Here is an 18,755-nt window from a genome sequence, read left to right on the forward strand (position 1 = left end):
AAGAAGCAAATCTGCCCGCCGCCCCTATGCAAGAAGCAGATAGGCGGCATAGACCCCTACCATCGAGGCGACGCCGATCACAAGTGTGCCCAGCGTCTGCGTCCTGTACCCCTGCTGCGGCTCCATCTCGCCGAAATTGGTGACCACCCAGAAGTAGGAATCGTTCGCGTGAGAGACCGTCATCGCGCCGGCGCCGATAGCGATGACGCAGAGCGCGCCCAGCAGCGGCGAATCAAGCCCGAGCGCCGGCAGCACCGGAGCGAGCATCCCCGCCGTGGTGGTGATCGCGACTGTGGACGAGCCCTGCGCCGTCTTGAGTATCGCCGCAAGCACAAACGGGAAGAAAATGCCTATCGTGGACAGAACGTTGGAATTGTCCGTGATATACTGCACCATCCCAGACACGCTGATGACCTTGCCGAGCACTCCCCCCGCGGCCGTAATGAAAAGGATCGGCCCGACGACCATCAGCGTGTCGTTGGTGATTCCGTAAAATTCATCCATCTTGTGCGCCGAGGCCAGCAAGACGACGCCGAGCGCCGTACCGACGGCCAGCGCGATCATAGGCGTCCCCAAAAAGGCGATGATGGGAATGCGTATCTTCGCCATAGCCAGGCCCGAGGCCAGCGCCATCAGAACGATCGGCACGACGATGGGGGCGAAGGACGCGCAGCCGCCCGGCAGCCTGCCGTATTCGGCGATCAGCTGTTCATAGCTCTTCACAAGCGAAGCGTCTTCGTCGTCGTCGCGCGCCTTTACCTTTCCGCCGATATAGATGGCGAAGAGACAACCGGCCACAAGCGGCGGAATCGAAAGCAGCGCGCCGAGCAGGATAACGAGCAGCAGATGGTCCCCGATGCCCAAAGAATTGGCCGCGGCTATCGGTCCCGGAGTCGGCGGGACAAAACAGTGGGAAATGTAAAGCCCCATCGAAAGAGCCACCGTCATCGCGACGCTTGAGGCGCCGGTGCGCTTGGCGAGCCCCTTTCTGATCGGATTGAGGATCACGAAGCCGCTGTCGCAGAAGACCGGTATCGAGACTATCCAGCCCATGAGCATTATCGCGATTTCGGGATGCCTTTTGCCGACGACCCTGACAACGATATCCGCCATTTTGATCGCGGCTCCGGTCTTTTCGAGCAGCATGCCGACGAGCGCGCCGAAAATAATGACGATGCCGATGCTCTTAAACGTCCCCGAGAAACCGTCGCCTATGATACCGGGCAGATCCGCTACAGGGATCCCCGCGATCATGCCGAAAATGAGCGATACCGCCATGATCGAAAGGAACGGATGAATCTTATACTTTGAGATCGCCACGATCATCGCCACGATGGACAGCACAAATACAACGATGAGAAGAATACCTGTCATTTCGTTTCGCCTCCTACATTTTTTCTACGTCAAAGCGTTTTGCAATATCAAGATAGCATGTTGAAGGAGACATAACAATATTACAGAAGACAATAATTATCGTAAATCATTGTCTTTCATAACATACAACTTAAATAATATTCGACGAAATATCGCGATAAAAATGAATCGCGTTGTAGTAGAGCGAGCTGAACTTTATCGAACGCGGGTCGTAGCCCGTAGTCTCGGCCAGCCGCCGCAGCCGGTACTGCAGCGTGTTCTTATGGATGAAGAGCCGCTTCGACGCTTCGGCGACGGAGCCCTCGCACTCATAATAGAGCTCGAGCATCGATATGTAGGCGGCTATCTCCTCCGGCGAACAGTTGCGGAATATCCTTCTGATATATTCGGCCTTGACGGCGTCGGGAATCTCGCCGAGAAAAATCTCCATGTTGAGACTGTCGTAAAGGCGCGGCTGCTTCGACGGGGAGCGCAGACAGGTGCACAGCGCCCTCTCCGCGCGCTCGAAAGCGGCCGCTATGTATTGATAGCCCCTGTATTCGGCGTCGATCCCTATCGCCAGCGAAACCTGGCAGCGCGCCTCGACCTCGCGTTTGAGCCGCGAGGCGAAAGCAAGCATCCCTTCGTCGGGCTGCGCCGGAAGAAGCAGCGCTATACGGCTGTCAAGCTTATAAACTATGATATCCTTGCCGGCGGCGCACAGCTCCGATACGCGCCGCTCCGCCTCTTCGATAGTGACCTGCGTCCTCGTGGCGTCGTCGTTCATGAGCGGCACGGCCGAAATAAGCAGCACCCGTCGCGGCACGGTGATATCTATATGCAGGCTTCTCGCGCCCTCGGCCAGAGTCGCGAACTCGGCCGGCGACGCGTGGACCCATTCGTTAAGAAAGCGGCTGCGCGCGCGGCTTTCGATCCACATCTGCTCCGAAAGCGCGATATCGAGGATGAGGATCTCGGTCATCTTCCTGATGATCTGCCCATACTTGCGCAGCTTCTCATAAGGACCGGTGACGCCGATCACGCCCACGATCTTATCATTAAATGTGACGGGCAGGTTTATGCCCTGCTTTGCGCCGTCGAACTCTCCGTCATAGTGTACGACGAGCTCGTCGAGCCGCTCGTCGATCAGCTTCTTGGCGCCGGCATGGAAGGTGTTCATCCGCGCCGGGTCGGTACTCGCGATGATAACGCCCTCCGAATCCATCATATTTATCTTCTCGCCGATAACGCCCTCGATCTCCTGGACGATATTCATGGCGCTCCGCTTGGGAAATTGCATAAGCCTCACCTCCGCCGTCAACAACGATTATAACCTCTCCGCGCACGCTGCGGACTAAAAAGCATATCGGCGCAGTTATGGAAAAACAACAAAATAAAAATTTTTCTTGACATTATCCGTATACGCTGTAAAACTGGACGCAGTAATTTGAAAGGGAGCTTTAAAGAATGGCGAAACCCTTTATAAAGCCCGTCGTCGCCGCGCGCGAGGCGGCGAAGTTCGTAGCGGACGGCTCTTCTCTGATGATCGGAGGTTTCAACTTCGGCGGGGCGCCTTACACGCTTATCGACGCGCTCTGCGAAAGCGGCGCGCGCGACATAGATCTGATCTGCGTCGATACGAGCTACTACGACACGAAGGTCAAGGGCCCCGTCGGCGTCGCCAGACTCGTAACCGAGGGGCGCCTGCGCTCGCTCATAGCGTCGCACATCGGGCTGAACAAAAAGACGCAGGAGCTTTACACGAGCGGCGAGCTGAAGGTCGAGCTGATACCGATGGGGACCTTCGTCGAAAGGATCCGCGCCGGCGGCGCCGGGCTCGGCGGCGTGCTGACCCCGACCGGAGTCGACACCGTCTACGAGAAGGGGCGCGAGACGCTGGAGCTCGACGGGAAACGCTATATAATCGAGCGCGCGCTCACCGCGGAGGCGGCGTTCATACGCGCCTACAAAGCGGACGCAGCGGGAAACCTCATCTACTACGGCACTAACAGGAACTTCAACCCGACGATGGCGACCGCGGCGAAAAAAGTCATAGCGGAGGTAGACGAGGTAGTGCCGATCGGCGAGATCGACCCGAACAGCGTAGTGACGCCGGGAATATTCATAGACGCCTTAGTGATAAAGGGGAAAAACGAATATGCTTCCAGAACTTAGCGAAGATGAAGCTAAGGTACGCATCGCGAGAAAAATCGCGTCGGAGCTCAAAGACGGCGAGCTGGTGAACCTGGGGATAGGGATACCGCAGTCAGTGCCCAAGTACCTGCCGGAGGGCGTCCATTTGATACTGCAGACGGAAAACGGCGCGATAAACGCCGGGGCCACCGAGGAGAAGCGCGACCTGCGCACGATCGACGCGGGCGGCGCGCCGATAACCATCCTGCCGGGAGGCGCGCTCGTCTCCTCCGAGCTCAGCTTCGCGATAATGCGCGGCGGGCACGTCGACGCGACAGTCTTAGGCGCCCTCGAGGTCGACGCCGAGGGCAGCCTCGCCAGCTGGATGATACCGCAAGTGCGCGTGCCTGGGATGGGCGGCGCGATGGACATAGCGACTGGCTCGAAGATGGTCTACGTCGCGACACGCCACTTCGACAAGAGGGGCAAAAGCAAGCTGGTGCAAAAATGCACGCTGCCTTTGACCGGGCGCTGCGTCGTCGACGTCGTCGTCACGGAATACTGCGTGCTGCGCAACAGCTACGGACGCATGGTGATGACGGCGCTCGCGGAGGACGCGCCACTCCGGGAGCTGCTCGACAGGACTGAAATGAAGATATACGTCAGCTCTCAGCTGACAAAGGAAAAATTTTAGCCGCCAGAGGGAATCTAACGCAGGCATCGCTAAAGCGAACGAAAACGCCGCGCGCCGCGAAGGCTTTCAGTGCAAGCACGGCTGTCTCGTCATTCATCAATTTATATACCTTTATCAGCGTTTTTCACAAGGGATCGTCTTTCATTGGCACTACAAATAACTTCCTGTCGAGTTGGTAGCCCGGTGCGTTTACCGCGCGCGCCTTCGCCGGTTATGCGTCTTAATAGATCTGCGCGCCGGCAGCTGCGCTATTTGAGGTGCAGACGCTCGCCCGGCTACAATAAAATAACATAGAAGAAATGCGCGCATACACCGGCCAAAAAGCCGCCGATGGTGTGGCTCAATATGGCTTTCATGGTCATCTTGCGAGAATTTATCGCCTCCATCATCGCGACGTGCGTGCTGAGATATCCGCTCCAACACATTCCCATCGCCGTAAAAACGGCAATTTCGTTCGCCCCGATCCTGCCCTCCCTGAGCAGTTGAGGAACTATACCTATAGCCGCACCAACCGCGCCGAGCGACGTCAACGGGAACGCGATGGCGGATGGATCCTGAAATCCGAGAAGCGGGTCCAGTATGATATTCAGATACCTTCCAAGAACGGGAAGCACGGCGATGCCCTCATAGGCTGCGCCGGTATAAACCCCTTCCGCGCCGGGACCGTTCGTCAGCATCATGACCACGGTACAGATCGTCGCAACTCCGGGAATCACAAGCAGAGACAGGTTGAAGCCGGTCTTAGCCCCGTCTAAAAGGGCCTCCATAAAACGCTGCAGCCCATTTCCCACGCGGATTTCACGAAAATTAAGCACGTCGAATTCTTCTTTAGACTCGTAACCCTCGGCTTTTGCACCTTCGTCTGTACCATATTCCCTCTTGCTGAAAAACTGCATAATGCGGACGCTGACGATGCTTCCGATTACCGCGCCGAGCGTACCCGTCAACACCGCGCCCAAGTAACTCTCGCCTGTGATGGAACCCTGCGCCACCATGAAGGTACCGACGATGAGCCCCATTCCGAAAGACGTGCCGAGGTTTGTCAAAGAGACATACTGATAGCGCTTGAAATAGCGGCAAAACCCTCTGTCTGCCGCGAGAGAAAGAATTGCCGGGTTATCAGAAAGATACGTCGCCATGACGCCGATGACGGAGACGCCGGGCAAATTGTACAGCGGTTTCATCAAGGGGGACAGAATCATGTTGGCAAGCGCCAGAACGCCAAACTCTGAGAAAATAGCGCTCACCGCGCCGGCCAAAATGCATACCGCAGAGATTAAAAAACAAGTATTGATGACGAGGTCGTGCGCCGTCGCCATCATCGTACCAAACATATTCGCTACGCCCATCTTCATGCCGAACATGGCAAAGAAACTAATGATGAGTACAAACCATATAAGACCTTCCGGCCCCACGGCTTTTACAACCTTTGTCTTTTCTTCCATCTTCCTCAACTCACTTATCCTCACAATTGCCTACGAAAAAGGGCTGCCGTTAAGCCCGTAATCTGCTTAGCGCAACAGCCCCTTTCTGAAGGGAAAGAACTGCTTTTCACGGATAGTCATATTTTTGCGCTGGAGAAGCCATACTGTCCTCTGCTTCCTCTGCCCTTAAACGCCTTCTTTTTTCCTCTGGCGATCCCCCAGATTCTTTCGGCGGTCACAGCGGCCGCGAAAACGAAAGAACAGATCGATACAACAAGCATCATCGCTACCAGAAACATTTCTCCGCGCATCGTACTCGCCCCCTTATTTTTATTGTTGTTTTTCACCGATCTTTTATGCCGTTAATGTTATCAAGCTTGACAAAAGAAGTAAAACGACAAAACAAAATGTCGAACATAACGTTTTATCATGTATCGCGCGCTGCACGGCGCCCCCGAGGGCTCCTCGGCAGAAAAAACGGGCACGGCCCGTAAAGGACCGCGCCCGTCTGCGCAGGTAAAACAGCATGACCGCACTATCAAAACAACCGACAGGACGCCGCCGATAACGCCGCAGCGCACGTCAGCCCCCCCAACTCCCAAATGCTGACCTTCGCGCACGCAAGAAGCTAAAGGCAATATGCCTCGATCTGTTCCCGCAGTTCGGCCGGTGTCGCTGCGCCGGCGTCTGCCGCAGCAATTATCGGCGGCAAAAAGGTGTTTTTTACAAAAATTCACCATATCACAGCGCACTCAAATTTCATAATAGCTGTTATATTATACCAAACAGCACAATGAATATCTCGCAGGGGGCGATATTTTTTGGATATAAGAAAATATGAGGTGATTATAAAAGCCGCCGAATGTAGAAATCTGACTAAGGCGGGAGAATTTTTCGGCTATACACAGTCGGGGGTCAGCCATATGATCAAGGTGGTCGAGGAAGAGCTCGGCTTCCGCGTGCTCAACAGAAGCAGAAGCGGCGTCTCTCTGACTCCCGAAGGGGAAAGGATAATCCCGGTGCTGCGCGAAATCGCCCGCTGGAACGAAAACCTTGTGCAGATAGCAGCGGATATAAACGGCCTGGTATGCGGAAACCTGCGCGTCGGCGTATTCAGCAGCGTCGCAATCCATTGGCTGCCGCGTATTCTAAGAGATTTCCAGGCGGATTACCCGCATATCAGCATAGATATCATCGAAGGAGGAAGCGAGGATATGCGCGACAAGCTGTCGAACGGCGAGATAGACCTTGCACTGATGAGCATTCAGCCGAATTTCGGTTTTGAGGCCCAAGTGCTGAAGGTAGACTCATTTTTTGCCGTCCTGCCGCACGAACATCCTCTTGCAAAGAAAGCGCACTTCCCGCTCGAAGCGTTCAACGGTTCGGAGTTCATACTCGTCAAGCGCGGCTACGACGACGACATTTACAAGATACTCGCCGAATACTCGCTCACGCCGAATATAAAATTCACGTCGAACAACGAGCATGCCGTCGTGTCAATGATAGAGAGCGGTCTCGGCGTCAGCATCCTGCCGGAGCTCGTCGTGCGCAGCTACCATGAAAACGTCTCCGTGCTTCCTCTTTCGCCCGAGGTCAGCAGGAAACTCGGCATCTGCGTGACGTCCTTCGACGAGCTTTCGCCGGCTTGCAGGCGCTTCTGCCGGTACGTAAGAAAGACGGTCGCGCCGGACGGTGCGATGACAGAGGATTAACCGCGGAAACCCGCCGGCGATCCGCGCAACGCGAACAAAAGCCCGCTGGCGGCCGAAGGCCGCCAGCGGGCTTTTGTTCGCGCTTTTCCGCTTACTGCTTAGCGAGTTCGTCGAGCCTCTTTTGAATCGTATCCAACTCTTCGTTGATCGACGAAAGCTTCGACTCCTCTTCGGCTTTGTCTTTGCGCAGCTTCTCAAGGCGTTTGATGAGGCGGTCGGTCTCAAGCTTGTTCGCCGCGGCGCCCTGGTAGAGCTTCTGCGGGTCGTCGTCCGCCACGTCCCAGATGAAGCTTATCGACTTGCCCTCCAGCAGCGGGCTGATAGCGGGCGAGAATTCAAGGTTCACGCTGTTCACGCCCTTAAGCAGATCCCTGCCGCTCTTCTCGTCGAAGCGCGGGAAGAAGACGAGTCCCTCTTTATTCCCCTGGAACTTGAAGTTGAAGCGTTTGTCGTAGTCGGCCGGCTTGTAGGTCTTGCCCTTTATCCTCAGCTTGACCATTATGTCGAAGGGGCCCAGGTACATCGTCGGGCCGTTGTTGACGAACTCTATATGTATGGGGATGAGCTCGTCGAGCTTCAAGCTCGACAGGAATTTGTACTTATAGTCGTCGGCCTCGCTCTGCGTCCAGAGGTTGTCCTTCGACTCCTTCTGCACGAGGGCCTCTATGAACTCCGCCGAGTAGTAGGTGGCCTTGACTTCGAGGTTGGCTCCGTCTTCGTCGACGATCTTGCGCGACTTCGTCCAGCGCAGAAGCGCCTGGTCGAAGGCGTCGGCCGACGCCGGAAGCGCCGGCGCCAGCGATATCAAAGCCGCCACCGCGGCCAGCAGGAGCGCCGCCAATTTAAATCTGTAATTTCTCAAGCGAATACCTCCGTCGATGTAGTTGCTGCGGATAAGTATAGAACAGAATCGAAAAGAAATAAAGCAAAAAAAAACAGAGACCCTTGCGGGTCTCTGTCTCTGTCAACTAGCCAGATTAGAAGCTGACGTTCGTGCGGAAGCGGACGACGTGGTCCTTTCCGACAGCGCCGCCAAATCCAATCAGATCTTCGTTGCCGTGGTCGACCTGGTCGTAGGCGAGCTCGAAGTAGATGGCCGGCGTGTACTGATAGCCGATGCCGAGGCCCCACTCCGTGGCGTCGTCAAGTCCGAAGGTGTCGTAGTCTACATTCGCGAAGCGGACGAAGGAGCTCCACTTGTCGTTCCACTTCTGCTCGGCCTTCACGAACCACCACTTGGAGGTCCCGAAAGGATCCGTCCAGTTCATATTCCTGCCTACATAGTCGTACGCGCCGCCGCCGATCGAGTAGCGGTTGGTAAGGCCGAGGAAGGTGTTGTCCTGCTGCGAATATTCGATCCACAGCGAGGTGAACTTCAGGAGGTCCTGCTTGATGTCGAGGATGGCTTTCCAAGCCCTCGGGCTGTCCTCTGTAACTCCGGCCAAAGCGCCCGTGTACGTCGGGACGGCCTCGCCGAGGTCCTGCCAGTAGTAAATGCCCTTCAGCTCGACGGCCGGCGTGAACTTGTAGCCGGCATAGACGCCGTACGTCTTGACCGAAAGGTCGACGTCAAGCCCTGTCGAGTCGTCGTCGAACCAGTAGCCGGTGCCGCCGAGCGTGAACTTCTCGTTGGGCTGCCAGTTGAGGTCGAGGATGTAGCTCATGAAGCTCCCCACTGTACCGTCGCTGACGCCGATGTAGTCGTCGCCGAAGTTGTCGTTGCGGCCGACGATCGCCGTCGCCTTGAAGGTGTTCCACTTCTTGGAGAGCATGAAGCCGTCCGTGCGGAAGTCGCCGAATATCGCGTCGTTGTCCGTGTAGAGGCCGTTCTCGTCTTCAAAGTCGACCGCAAAGCGTCCTACGCGAAGTTCGATGTCGTACGGGAGCTTCGTGTTCACGAAGAGGTGAGACCAGCGCATATTCTGCAGGTCTCCGCGTCCGCCGCGAGCAGCGGGGGCCCCGGAGGCGTCGGCGCCGGTACGGTACTGGGCGTAGAAGTAGGTGTTCTCGTCTATCGTCTTCGTGAGGAAGAGGCGGAAGCGCTCTTTTTCAAAGTCGTTCTTCAGACCGCTTTCGTTGTAGTAGTACTGACCGTCGTCGGTGTCCGTCGCGAACTTCGCGTCGAAGCGGAAGTTGCCGCGGATCTTCCATCCGCCTACGCCGTCTTCGAGGACCGCTACTCTCTTGTCGATCTGGTCGACCTTGACGCCGAGGGCGTCGAGTTCGTCTTTGAATTCCATGACGAGCTTCTTGAGGAGCTCGAGATCCTGCTTGCTGGCCTTGTCGGCGTCTACCGATACGAGAGCGCGCGCCACGATCGACGCCATCTCATAACGGGTAGCGGGCTGAGCGCCCTTGTAGGAGCCATCCGGATAGCCGGAGACTATTCCACGCGACGCCAGAAGTCCTACCGCGTCGTAGGCCCAGTGTCCCTGGGGTACGTCCATGAACGGGTTCGTTGCCGCGAGAGCCGGGGCCGCGAAAGCGACGACGGCTACCATTGCGAGTACTGCCATAAATTTCTTCATTAGTTGTACAACCCCCTTGGTTGTGTTTTAGATTTTGTATTGCGCGGAATCTCCGCGTCAGGGGGGTGCGGCCTTGCGTACAAGTCTCCAAGGTTTCCTTGCTTCGCCGATCCGCCCGCCTTACGCTTCGCCTCCGCCTTAAAAGTCCGCTCTCCTTTATTGGCTGGGGGTTGGTTGCACCTCTCTTTCCTGCCGTCAAGGGTCGCCGCGGAATTCCAAGCTTTGTTGGGGTCTAAATTGTCAAGCTGCAAATCCTTTCGCGGATTTAAATCCAACCCGCCTTTCTGAAATTATACAAAAATATTTTCATAAAGATATAGGTCTACAGACTCATATTTCAGGAAAATTCCGTACTGCACGGCGTTTGCGCGGCCTCGCCGCTTTCGGCGCGCTCCGGCTGCGCCTCCGCGCGCTGCTAAGCGGCTCTATTCCGCGCCGCCAGCGTCTTAGCGCCGTACCATAAGGTCACGCTCCACGGCAGGAAGGCGACGAGCTCGAGCGTAGCCTGCAATCCTATATGGTCCGCCAAAACGCCTACCGGCGTCACAAAGAGATTCGCCAGCCCCCACGATACGCCGTTGGTAAGGGAGCTTGCGAGGCTGCGCGACTCGGGGCAGCGCCTCTGCGCCATCGCGAGCGTGACCGGCGTGCTCGCCTGCAGGAAGGCATAGCCCGCCATCAGCGATGCCGTGGAGAGCATTCCGTAATCGCGCACACCGAATATCAGAAATATCGGCGCTATCGCTATAGCGCCGAAGACTACCTTTTTTTCGCCGACGCCGTCGGCGAGCCTCCCGCCGGCGATCCCCGCCAGCGCCGCGGTGAGCGTGACCGCGAAGAGGACGGCGCCGCCCATCGCGATGGAGCTGCCGCGCTGCACGAAGAGCGTCGGCGTGAAGACCTTTATCGCCTGGAAGACGGCGTCGCGGACGCTCGTTATCGCCACTATCCAGCCCACCCTGGAGAGCAGGAAGCGCAGGTAATGCGCGAAGGAGCCCGCGCCTTTCCCCTCCTTCTCCTCCGCGCCGCCCGTGGGTATCTCCCCCATATTGCGCAGCAGGAAAAAGCATACCAGCAGCGCGGCCGGGATCATTATAAGAGGAAAGCCCCTCCTGCCGAACATCGAGATCATGAATACGACGTACAGCGGCCCTATCGCGCTTCCGACGGTGCCGGAAGCCTGGAAGAGCGACAGGAAGAAGGCGAGCCTCTTTTTGTCCGCGGCCGCGCCGCAGCCGCCGGTCCCCTGCGGATGGAAGAGCGAGGTGCCGGTGCTCATGAGGCCGATGCAGAGGAGCGCCGCGCCGAAGCTCGGCGAGAGAGAAAGCAGCGACGCGCCGGTAATGGAGAGCAGCGGGCCGAACGCGGCGAGCCACGGCCGCTTCAGCCCGTCAGCGATATAGCCGGCAATCGGCTGCAGCAATATATTCATCGTGCCGAAGAGGGCGCTCAGTATGCCGGCCTGGCTCATCGTGAGAGAAATCGACTGCGCGAGCATCGGGATGATCGTCGGCAGCGCCGTGGAGTGCATATCGTTGAATCCGTGGAGAAAGATGACTCCGTAGAGGGCGCGTTTGTTTTGTTTTTCCGGCGCCCGCCCCCTGCGCGCCGCGGCATACTCTTCCATAAAAATCCCCCGCATCTCTGTACAGCAAATCTTTTCGCTATTATACTCTTTACGTGACATTCGAGGCGGTGAAAAAAGTGAAAGAAATGCGTCCTACCATGGGCGTCGTGAAATCGGCCCTTTTCAACATACTGGGGAACATAAACGGCAGGAGCTTCCTCGACCTTTTTTCAGGCAGCGGGCAGATCGCGCTGGAAGCCCACAGGAGGGGCGCCGCCCCCGTCGTCTGCGTCGAAGCCGAGCGCTCGCGGCACGCCGAAATAGCAAAAAGGGCTCCGCGCCGGCTGACGTGCCTGCGCATGGACGCGCGCCGCGCCGTATCACGCTTCGCAAAAAGGGGAGAAAGCTTCGATATAATATTCGCCGACCCTCCCTACAAGCTCGGCTGGGGAAAAGAATTCCCCCGGCTCATCGCGGAGAATATAGGGATTTTGGCCGCTGGCGGCGTTATAATTTTCGAACACGCGGAGGAGGAAGAGGCCGCGGATATAGCGCCCGGATGGGCGCGCGAAGAGAGAAGGTACGGAGGCGCGGTCCTTACACTCTACAGGAGGGAAGAAAATGATCAGAGCGGTATACCCGGGCTCGTTCGACCCGATAACGAACGGGCACATATATATATCGGAACGCGCGGCGGCGCTCTTCGACGAGCTGATCGTCGCGGTCCTCGTGAACCCTGAAAAGCAGTCCACCTTCAGCGAGGAGGAGAGGCAGATCATGGCGCGCGAAGCGCTCGTGCATCTGCCGAACGTCAGCGTAAAATATTTCAACGGGCTTCTCGTCGACTTCATGCGCCAGCAGCAGAGCAGGATAATAATCCGCGGCCTGCGCGCGCTGTCGGATTTCGAATACGAATTCCAGCTCGCGCAGATGAACAGACAGCTCGCTCCGGAGATAGAGACGTTCTTCATCGCGACCGACGCGAGGTATTCGTATCTGTCGAGCCGCGCGATAAAGGCCGCCTTCCAGTTCGGCGGCGCGGTGCGCGAAATGGTGCCCCCCGGCGTTTACAGAAGGCTCAGGGAAAGGATACCGCCGAACAACCTGTAGGTTTTTTACGGGACGGCGCCCGCGCGCCCTCTTCGGGGCGGCGGGCGTTTTGCGTGCGCCGCTCGTTCGGCTTCAGCAGATTATTATTTTCCTCTTATGCTCGACGCCGAAGCTGCCGTTGGGGATCGTCCCCTCCCACAGCTCGCAGGCCAGCAGCTCGCGGCGCGCTACTTCGGCTGCGTATCGCGACACCCGAGCGGCCTGCCCGTAAGTCGTGACTATGGGGAGCCGCGACGTTTTTTTCATCTCCGCCAGCAGCGCGCGCCCCGCGGAATTCATCGCGAGCGGGCGTATATACGGCGGGCCGAGGCGCTGCGCCGCCCTGTTCGTCCAGTGGCCGAGCGCCAGCAGCGCGTGGAGCGCGGCGCGGCGCACCCTGCCGGCCGGATAGCGCTTCGATACGCAGGCGTCCGTCCACTCTTCAAAAGTCTTCGCCTCCCGCGCCGCAGCGATCATCCTGTGCTCGGCGCCCTCGGAAATTTCCGCGCAGCGCGCGAGCTCCTCCGGCTCCAAGCGAATCAGCAGCGCGCGCAGGACGCTCCAATAACGCCCGTGCGCCGCGCAGGCGCGCCCTTCTTCCATCGCTTCCGTCAAAATCCTGCGCGAAGGGGGTGGCAGCTGGGCGAAAGCCGACTCCTTTTCGCCGCGCGCGAGGGCCGCGCGTATCGCGGCGGAGCTGGCGACGCCTCCCAGCTCCCCGCTGTTGTAGGCGCCCCCTTCCCTTTTCAGCGGCAGGACGCGCAGAGGATATTTTTTTTCCTTTATCCTCATCATATAGCCGAGCGCGAGGATGTTGTTGCTGCCGGCCAGCAGCGCGCCGGCGCCGGGCAGAAGCCCGTCGGCCGCTCTGGCGCGCGCCTCGACGAAAGAGAGGCCGCTTGCGAGATGTTTTTTCAACAACGGCTTGAAAGGCTCCGGCTCATTTAGTAGAATATCGATAATATTGTCCGTGAGGCGCTCCGGATTCTCCGCGCCGAAAGATATATGAGTCACGACTCCGGCGGCCGCGAGTGTGTCGACGGCGGCTTTGGAGAACACTCCGGCGTTGTGTGCGGAGAATACCGCCGGCAGCTCGAGCACGAGGTCGCAGCCGCAGGCGAGCGCCATTTTCGCCCTCGTCCATTTGTCGAGCAGCGCGGGCTCGCCGCGCTGGACGAAGTCGGAGGAGAGCACGGCGACGACGGCGCGCGCGCCGCACAGCTCCCTCGCCCTCGCGATGTGGCCTGCGTGTCCGACGTGGAGCGGATTATATTCGGCAGTAATCCCGGCGACGGGAGAAGTCATAAAAACGCCCTCCTTTGACGTCCATAGGATACCACAAAGGAGCGGCGCAAAATTAAGGGAGGCAATCCTGTTCCAATGAAGATTCTCGTTCTCAACTGCGGAAGCTCGTCACTGAAGTATCAGCTGATCGAAATGGACGGCGAAAAGGTAATGGCGAAGGGGCTCGTCGAGCGCATAGGCATCGAGGGCTCGCGCATCAAGCACACGAAGACCGGCATGGACGCCGTAACGCGCGAAGCCCCCTTCCCGACGCATACCGCGGCCATCAAGTACGTCCTCGACATCTTAGTCGACCCCGAATACGGCGTTCTGAAGGACCTCGACGAGCTTTACGCGACCGGCCACCGCATAGTCCACGGCGGCGAGAAGTTCACAAAATCCGTCCTCGTCACACCCGACGTGCTGAAAGGCATCGAAGAGGTCATCCCCCTCGCGCCGCTCCACAACCCCGCGAACCTGCAGGGGCTCAAGGCCGTCATGGAAGTCCTTCCCGGCAAGCCGAACGTCGTCGTCTTCGACACGGCCTTTCATCAGACGATGCCTCCGAAGGCCTACATATACGGCATCCCCTACGAACATTACGAGAAAAACCGCGTCCGCCGCTACGGCTTCCACGGGACGAGCCACGGGTACGTCGCGCGGCGCGCGGCGGAGATACTCGGCAGGGATATAAAGGACCTCAAGATAGTCACCTGCCACCTCGGCAACGGCAGCTCGATCACGGCGGTAAAAGACGGGATGTCCGTAGGCACGAGCTTCGGCTACGGCACCGCCGAGGGGGTGCTGATGGGCACGCGCTGCGGCGACATAGACCCGTCCGTGATGATTTATCTGATGGAACAGCTGGGCACGCCGCAGAAGGTAAGCGACGAGGTCCACAAAAAGGGCGGCCTTTTAGGCGTCTCCGGCATATCGAGCGACCTTCGCGACGTCGAGGAGGCGGCTGAGAAGGGCTGTGAACGCGCGCGGCTGGCATGGGATATACTTGTCGACGGCGTCAAGAAATATATCGCGGGCTTCGCGGCCAAGATGGGAGGAGTCGACGTCGTCGTATTCACAGCCGGCATCGGCGAAAACGGCATCACTTTCCGCAAAGCGGTATGCGATAATATGGAATTCATGGGCGTCAAGATCGACGCCAAGAAAAACGACTGCCGCGGAAAAGAAACTATCATCAGCGCGCCGGATTCAAAGGTGACGGTGATGGTGGTCCCGACGGACGAAGAGATGGTCATCGCGCGCGACACGCTGAAGTGCGCGTCGGAAGCGAAGTAAGAAACGGGAGCAATATGAAGGAATATCTGGAAGAAGCGCCGCAGAGCTGGAGCGAACGCCTCGTGCTCTCGGCGGTGCCCAAAGACGGGACTCTTTACAGCGACGGCTTCGCCTTAAGCGCCGGCCTGCCGGTCAGCTACTGGGGACAGCTCTACACGCTTCTTTCGGATATGGAGGTCGAGCTCCGCGCATACCGCTCCGAGGGGCGCGTCATCCTTACCGTCGCGACGGAGGCGGAAGTGAGCGCGCCATGCGCGCGCTGCCTGGAACCGGCGCGGGAAAAGATTCGCGGAGAGCTCAGATACGTCCTCTCGCTGCGCCGCGGCGAGGAGCGCGCCGTCGGGGAGCCTGAGAGCGACGGCGACGAAGAGATAATAGCCCTCGATTCGTGGGAGGACGAGATAGACCTCGCCCCGATGATATGGGAAGCGCTGATAACCTCTCTGCCCTGCGGACTGCTCTGCCGCCCGGACTGCCGCGGCCTCTGCCCGCAGTGCGGCGCCAATCTGAACGAGGCTCCCTGCGGCTGTAAAAAAGACGCCGGCGACCCGCGCTTCGACGTTTTAAAAAATTTTATGCGGGGAAAGGGAAATGATACTGCTAAAAATCAAAAATAGTGATAGAATTGACCAGTTGGATATATTCCGGCTGACCGTCACCGCCGGTCATCATACAACGCCAGGCTTCATTTAAGGAGGGACATGCAAGATGGCAACACCGAAGAGAAGGGTATCCCACGCGCGCACGCACAACCGCAAGGCCCACTGGCTCGCCGGCCTCAGCGCGCCGGAGCTCACGATCTGCAAGCACTGCGGCGAAACTATCCAGACGTACCGCGCCTGCCCGGCATGCGGCTACTACAGAGGCCGCCAGGTGCTCAAGATCGCGGAGGAAAAGACGAAGGATTAGCTATCTTTCCGTATAACGGAGGAAAAATCAGGACGGCGCCGCCGTCCTTTTTTATTATTTTTTCGCTTACACGCTTAATAATTGGAAATTATCATATTTAACAGCCTCCAAAAGCTTCGGAAAACGAAATTTTACTATTGACAATGAAAGGCGATTATAATATCTTATTCCTTGGTGTTATGACCAGCTCTTAAATGCGGCGAAAGGATCGTGCGATGCGCTCGGAAGGCAGAAAAAAAAGGCACAAACAGCTCGTGAAGCTCATTGAGACAAACCCGCTCCTGACCGACGAGGAGATATCTTCGGCCCTCGGCGTGAGTTTGAGCACGGTGCGTCTCGACAGGGGGCTGCTCGCCATCCCCGAGCTGCGCGAGCGCACGCGCCTGATGGCCGAGCACGCGACGAGCCGCCTCAAGTCGCTGCGCGCCGAAGAAGTAGTCGGCGAACTTATAGGGCTGGAGCCAAACAACTGGGCGCTCTCAACGCTCATGCCGACGCCCGATATGGCCTTCCGCACGACGGAGCTCGTCGGCGACTACTACATTTACGCGCAGGCCGCGTCTTTAGCCATCGCGACGATCGACGCCGAAATGGTCGTAGTAGAGGCGGCGCGCCTCAAATTCTGCGGCCCCTCTTACCTCGGAGAGAAAATCATAGCACGATCAAAAGCAGGAACTCACAAAGACAATAGATATGTCGTAAGCGTCCATTCGCGCATAGGAGAGAGAGAAATATTCGTCGGCCGCTTCGTGGTGGCCGCCGTCGACGCTTACGGCAGCGAGAAAGTGGAGGACGGAACATGCTGATAGCACTTGACGCGATGGGCGGGGACCATGCTCCGGAGGAGCCGTGCAAAGGCGCGATTCTTGCATGCAGGGAAAAACCGCATCTTTCGATCGCCCTCATCGGCGACAGCGAAAAAATAAGACCTTTTGTCGAAAAGGCGGAGAAAAGCGTACGCTCGCGTCTGGAGATAGTCCACACGACAGAAGTCATAACGGGCAGCGATTCTCCGTCGCTCTCCATAAGGAGGAAGAAGGGATCGAGCCTTGTGCTGGGCTTTGAGATGGTGCGCTCGAAAGAAGCCGACGGCATCGTCTCCTCCGGCAATACGGGCGCGATAGCGGCGGGGGCCGTGCTGCTGCTCGGAAGGATACCCGGCATCGACAGGCCGGCGCTCGGCGCGCTGCTCCCCGTCGTCAACCGCAAGACGATACTGATGGACGTGGGCGGCACGGTGCACTGCAAGCCGATAAACCTGATGCAGTTCGCGCAGATGGGAACGATTTACATGAAGCTTTTCATCGGCGTGGAAAATCCGTCGGTCCGCCTGCTCTGCAACGGAGAGGAGGCGACGAAGGGCGACGAGACGATCGCGGCGGCGCGCGAAATGATAGAGAAAAGCTCGATGAACTATCAGGGCTACGCCGAGGGCAAGGACATACCGGCCGGCATCTCGGACGTCGTCATATGCGACGGCTTCACCGGCAACGTGCTGATAAAGTTCGCCGAAGGAGTCGGCGAGCTGCTGAACAGCCAGTTCAGAGAAGAGTACACGCATCATCTGCTTCCAAAGGTAGGGCTCTTCTTCATGTGGCCGGCGATGAAGCGCGTGATGGGGCGCTTCGACTGGGAAAAGTACGGCGGCGCGCCGGTGCTCGGCGTAAACGGCAGCGTCGTCAAGGTGCACGGACGTTCGCGCGCGAACGCGATATCGCACGCGATAACGGGAGCGGCGAATTTCATCGAACGCAGCGGCGTCGATAGAATAAGAGAGGCAATAGAATCGGGTATAGAAAATGGCAATAATTAAAGGCATACCGGTCAGGATAGCCGGAACGGGGAAATATATCCCGGAAAAAGTGATGACGAACGCGGATTTTGAAAAAATAATGGAAACGAGCGACGAATGGATCAGAGAGCGCACGGGCATAAAGGAACGCCACTTCGCCGCTGAGGGCGAAAACTGCTGCGACCTGGCCGCGAAGGCGGCGCTCGCGGCGCTCGACGACGCCGGGATGGCGCCCGGGGAGATAGACGCCGTGATAGTGTCTACGAATTCGCCGGAGACGCTCTGCCCCTGCTCGGCGGCGACGGTGCAGGGGACGATCGGCGCGGCCAAAGCCGGCGCCTTCGACGTGATATCCGGCTGCACGGGGAGCCTCACGGCGATGCTCTCGGCGATATCCTGCATTTCCTGCGGAGTCTGGGAGAACGCGCTCGTGATAGGCGCGGAGCGTTTTGAAAGCGTCATCGACTGGACGGATCGGAGCAGCGCGATTTTGTTCGGAGACGGCGCCGGCGCGTGCGTGCTTTCGCGCTCCGCAGCCGGAGGCGGCAGATTCATCTCCGGCAAGATCGCGGCCGACGGAGCGAAGCGCGACCTGATAACAATAGGCGGCGGCGGGAATCCGGCGAAACTCAGGATGAAGGGGCAGGAGGTCTTCAGATTCGTGAACGCGGCGCTTCCTCCTTTCATAAAAAATTTCTGCAAAGAGTCGGGGACGGACCCCCGCGATATAGATTTCTGGGTGCTGCATCAGGCGAACATACGGATAACCGAATCCCTCTTCAGACGCCTCGGCGTCCCGCAGGGGCGCACCTTCGCCAACCTTGAAAAGTACGGCAATACGTCCGCCGCTTCGCTTATGATAAATCTTGACGAAGCGATGAAGGCCGGGCGCATAAAAGCCGGAGAAAAGATTGCCTTCGCCGCGTTCGGAGCGGGCATGACGCTCGGCGCCCTGCTCTACTCGGCATAAGGGG

Annotated in this window: 19 protein-coding genes; 11 read left to right on the forward strand and 8 right to left on the reverse strand. The window is 58.1% G+C overall.

From position 1 onward, the window contains the following. Nucleotides 1-24: 24 nt before the first annotated feature. Together EH55_RS09300 and EH55_RS09305 are read right to left on the reverse strand one after the other, a co-directional pair. Entirely contained in the window at nucleotides 25-1,374 is a 1,350-nt protein-coding gene (locus EH55_RS09300; protein ID WP_037977084.1) for a GntP family permease, read from the reverse strand. 130 nt (nucleotides 1,375-1,504) lie between these two features. Continuing rightward, nucleotides 1,505-2,653 carry a CdaR family transcriptional regulator gene (locus EH55_RS09305; protein WP_037977085.1) on the reverse strand — a complete coding sequence of 383 codons (1,149 nt, stop codon included), beginning with the start codon at nucleotides 2,651-2,653 and terminating at the stop codon, nucleotides 1,505-1,507. 167 nt (nucleotides 2,654-2,820) lie between these two features. On the opposite strand from EH55_RS09305, the gene EH55_RS09310 reads away from it, so the two are divergent. Beyond that, nucleotides 2,821-3,528 (forward strand): CoA transferase subunit A, encoded by a 708-nt coding sequence (locus tag EH55_RS09310; RefSeq protein ID WP_037977086.1) that lies wholly within the window; start codon nucleotides 2,821-2,823, stop codon nucleotides 3,526-3,528. Next, the gene (locus EH55_RS09315; protein WP_037977087.1) at nucleotides 3,512-4,180 is read left to right on the forward strand and encodes a CoA-transferase; all 669 of its coding nucleotides are present in this window, start codon (nucleotides 3,512-3,514) and stop codon (nucleotides 4,178-4,180) included. The genes EH55_RS09310 and EH55_RS09315 overlap by 17 nt, the downstream gene beginning before the upstream one ends. Nucleotides 4,181-4,455: 275 nt before the next feature. Here EH55_RS09315 and EH55_RS09320 read toward each other — a convergent pair whose 3' ends face one another. Next, complete coding sequence (locus EH55_RS09320; RefSeq protein ID WP_141730538.1) at nucleotides 4,456-5,625, reverse strand: CD0519/CD1768 family membrane protein; 1,170 nt, start codon at nucleotides 5,623-5,625, stop codon at nucleotides 4,456-4,458. Nucleotides 5,626-5,741: 116 nt separating this feature from the next. Further along, nucleotides 5,742-5,915, reverse strand: coding sequence for a hypothetical protein (locus tag EH55_RS14455; RefSeq protein WP_160170742.1), 174 nt, complete (start codon nucleotides 5,913-5,915; stop codon nucleotides 5,742-5,744). Between the two features lie 510 nt (nucleotides 5,916-6,425). On the opposite strand from EH55_RS14455, the gene EH55_RS09325 reads away from it, so the two are divergent. Further along, on the forward strand, nucleotides 6,426-7,316 hold the full coding sequence (locus EH55_RS09325) for a LysR family transcriptional regulator (RefSeq protein ID WP_037977088.1): 891 nt from the start codon (nucleotides 6,426-6,428) through the stop codon (nucleotides 7,314-7,316). Nucleotides 7,317-7,407: 91 nt separating this feature from the next. Here EH55_RS09325 and EH55_RS09330 read toward each other — a convergent pair whose 3' ends face one another. The 3 genes from EH55_RS09330 to EH55_RS09345 all read right to left on the reverse strand — a co-directional run bounded on the left by EH55_RS09330 (nucleotide 7,408) and on the right by EH55_RS09345 (nucleotide 11,471). Next, the gene (locus tag EH55_RS09330) at nucleotides 7,408-8,178 is read right to left on the reverse strand and encodes a hypothetical protein (RefSeq protein ID WP_051682800.1); all 771 of its coding nucleotides are present in this window, start codon (nucleotides 8,176-8,178) and stop codon (nucleotides 7,408-7,410) included. 115 nt (nucleotides 8,179-8,293) lie between these two features. Beyond that, nucleotides 8,294-9,844, reverse strand: coding sequence for an S-layer homology domain-containing protein (locus tag EH55_RS09335; RefSeq protein ID WP_037977090.1), 1,551 nt, complete (start codon nucleotides 9,842-9,844; stop codon nucleotides 8,294-8,296). Between the two features lie 415 nt (nucleotides 9,845-10,259). Beyond that, on the reverse strand, nucleotides 10,260-11,471 hold the full coding sequence (locus EH55_RS09345; protein ID WP_037977093.1) for an MFS transporter: 1,212 nt from the start codon (nucleotides 11,469-11,471) through the stop codon (nucleotides 10,260-10,262). Between the two features lie 77 nt (nucleotides 11,472-11,548). On the opposite strand from EH55_RS09345, the gene EH55_RS13920 reads away from it, so the two are divergent. Continuing rightward, nucleotides 11,549-12,151, forward strand: coding sequence for an RsmD family RNA methyltransferase (locus tag EH55_RS13920; RefSeq protein ID WP_141730539.1), 603 nt, complete (start codon nucleotides 11,549-11,551; stop codon nucleotides 12,149-12,151). Continuing rightward, a complete protein-coding gene (gene coaD, locus EH55_RS09355; RefSeq protein ID WP_037977096.1) occupies nucleotides 12,033-12,521 on the forward strand; it encodes a pantetheine-phosphate adenylyltransferase in 489 nt (162 codons plus the stop codon). Before EH55_RS13920 ends, coaD begins: the two co-directional genes overlap by 119 nt. A gap of 72 nt (nucleotides 12,522-12,593) precedes the next feature. On the opposite strand, the gene EH55_RS09360 is transcribed toward coaD, so the two are convergent. Beyond that, the gene (locus tag EH55_RS09360; protein ID WP_051682801.1) at nucleotides 12,594-13,805 is read right to left on the reverse strand and encodes a tRNA(Met) cytidine acetate ligase; all 1,212 of its coding nucleotides are present in this window, start codon (nucleotides 13,803-13,805) and stop codon (nucleotides 12,594-12,596) included. Nucleotides 13,806-13,880: 75 nt separating this feature from the next. Here EH55_RS09360 and EH55_RS09365 point away from each other — a divergent pair, with 75 nt between their 5' ends. From EH55_RS09365 to EH55_RS09390, 6 genes are all read left to right on the forward strand, one after another. Then, nucleotides 13,881-15,080: an acetate/propionate family kinase gene (locus EH55_RS09365; protein ID WP_037977099.1), complete on the forward strand. Its 1,200-nt coding sequence runs from the start codon at nucleotides 13,881-13,883 to the stop codon at nucleotides 15,078-15,080. Between the two features lie 14 nt (nucleotides 15,081-15,094). Then, a complete protein-coding gene (locus EH55_RS13575; RefSeq protein ID WP_201769368.1) occupies nucleotides 15,095-15,697 on the forward strand; it encodes a YceD family protein in 603 nt (200 codons plus the stop codon). A 91-nt stretch (nucleotides 15,698-15,788) separates the two neighbouring features. Next, on the forward strand, nucleotides 15,789-15,989 hold the full coding sequence (gene rpmF / locus EH55_RS09375; RefSeq protein WP_037977101.1) for a 50S ribosomal protein L32: 201 nt from the start codon (nucleotides 15,789-15,791) through the stop codon (nucleotides 15,987-15,989). Between the two features lie 215 nt (nucleotides 15,990-16,204). Next, complete coding sequence (fapR, locus tag EH55_RS09380) at nucleotides 16,205-16,795, forward strand: transcription factor FapR (protein ID WP_037977103.1); 591 nt, start codon at nucleotides 16,205-16,207, stop codon at nucleotides 16,793-16,795. Then, nucleotides 16,789-17,802 (forward strand): phosphate acyltransferase PlsX, encoded by a 1,014-nt coding sequence (plsX, locus tag EH55_RS09385; protein ID WP_037977105.1) that lies wholly within the window; start codon nucleotides 16,789-16,791, stop codon nucleotides 17,800-17,802. The genes fapR and plsX overlap by 7 nt, the downstream gene beginning before the upstream one ends. Continuing rightward, nucleotides 17,789-18,751, forward strand: a complete 963-nt coding sequence (locus EH55_RS09390) for a 3-oxoacyl-ACP synthase III family protein (protein ID WP_037977107.1) — start codon at nucleotides 17,789-17,791, stop codon at nucleotides 18,749-18,751. The genes plsX and EH55_RS09390 overlap by 14 nt, the downstream gene beginning before the upstream one ends. Nucleotides 18,752-18,755: the final 4 nt, after the last annotated feature.

It is taken from the genome of Synergistes jonesii (assembly GCF_000712295.1).
Taxonomy (GTDB): domain Bacteria; phylum Synergistota; class Synergistia; order Synergistales; family Synergistaceae; genus Synergistes; species Synergistes jonesii.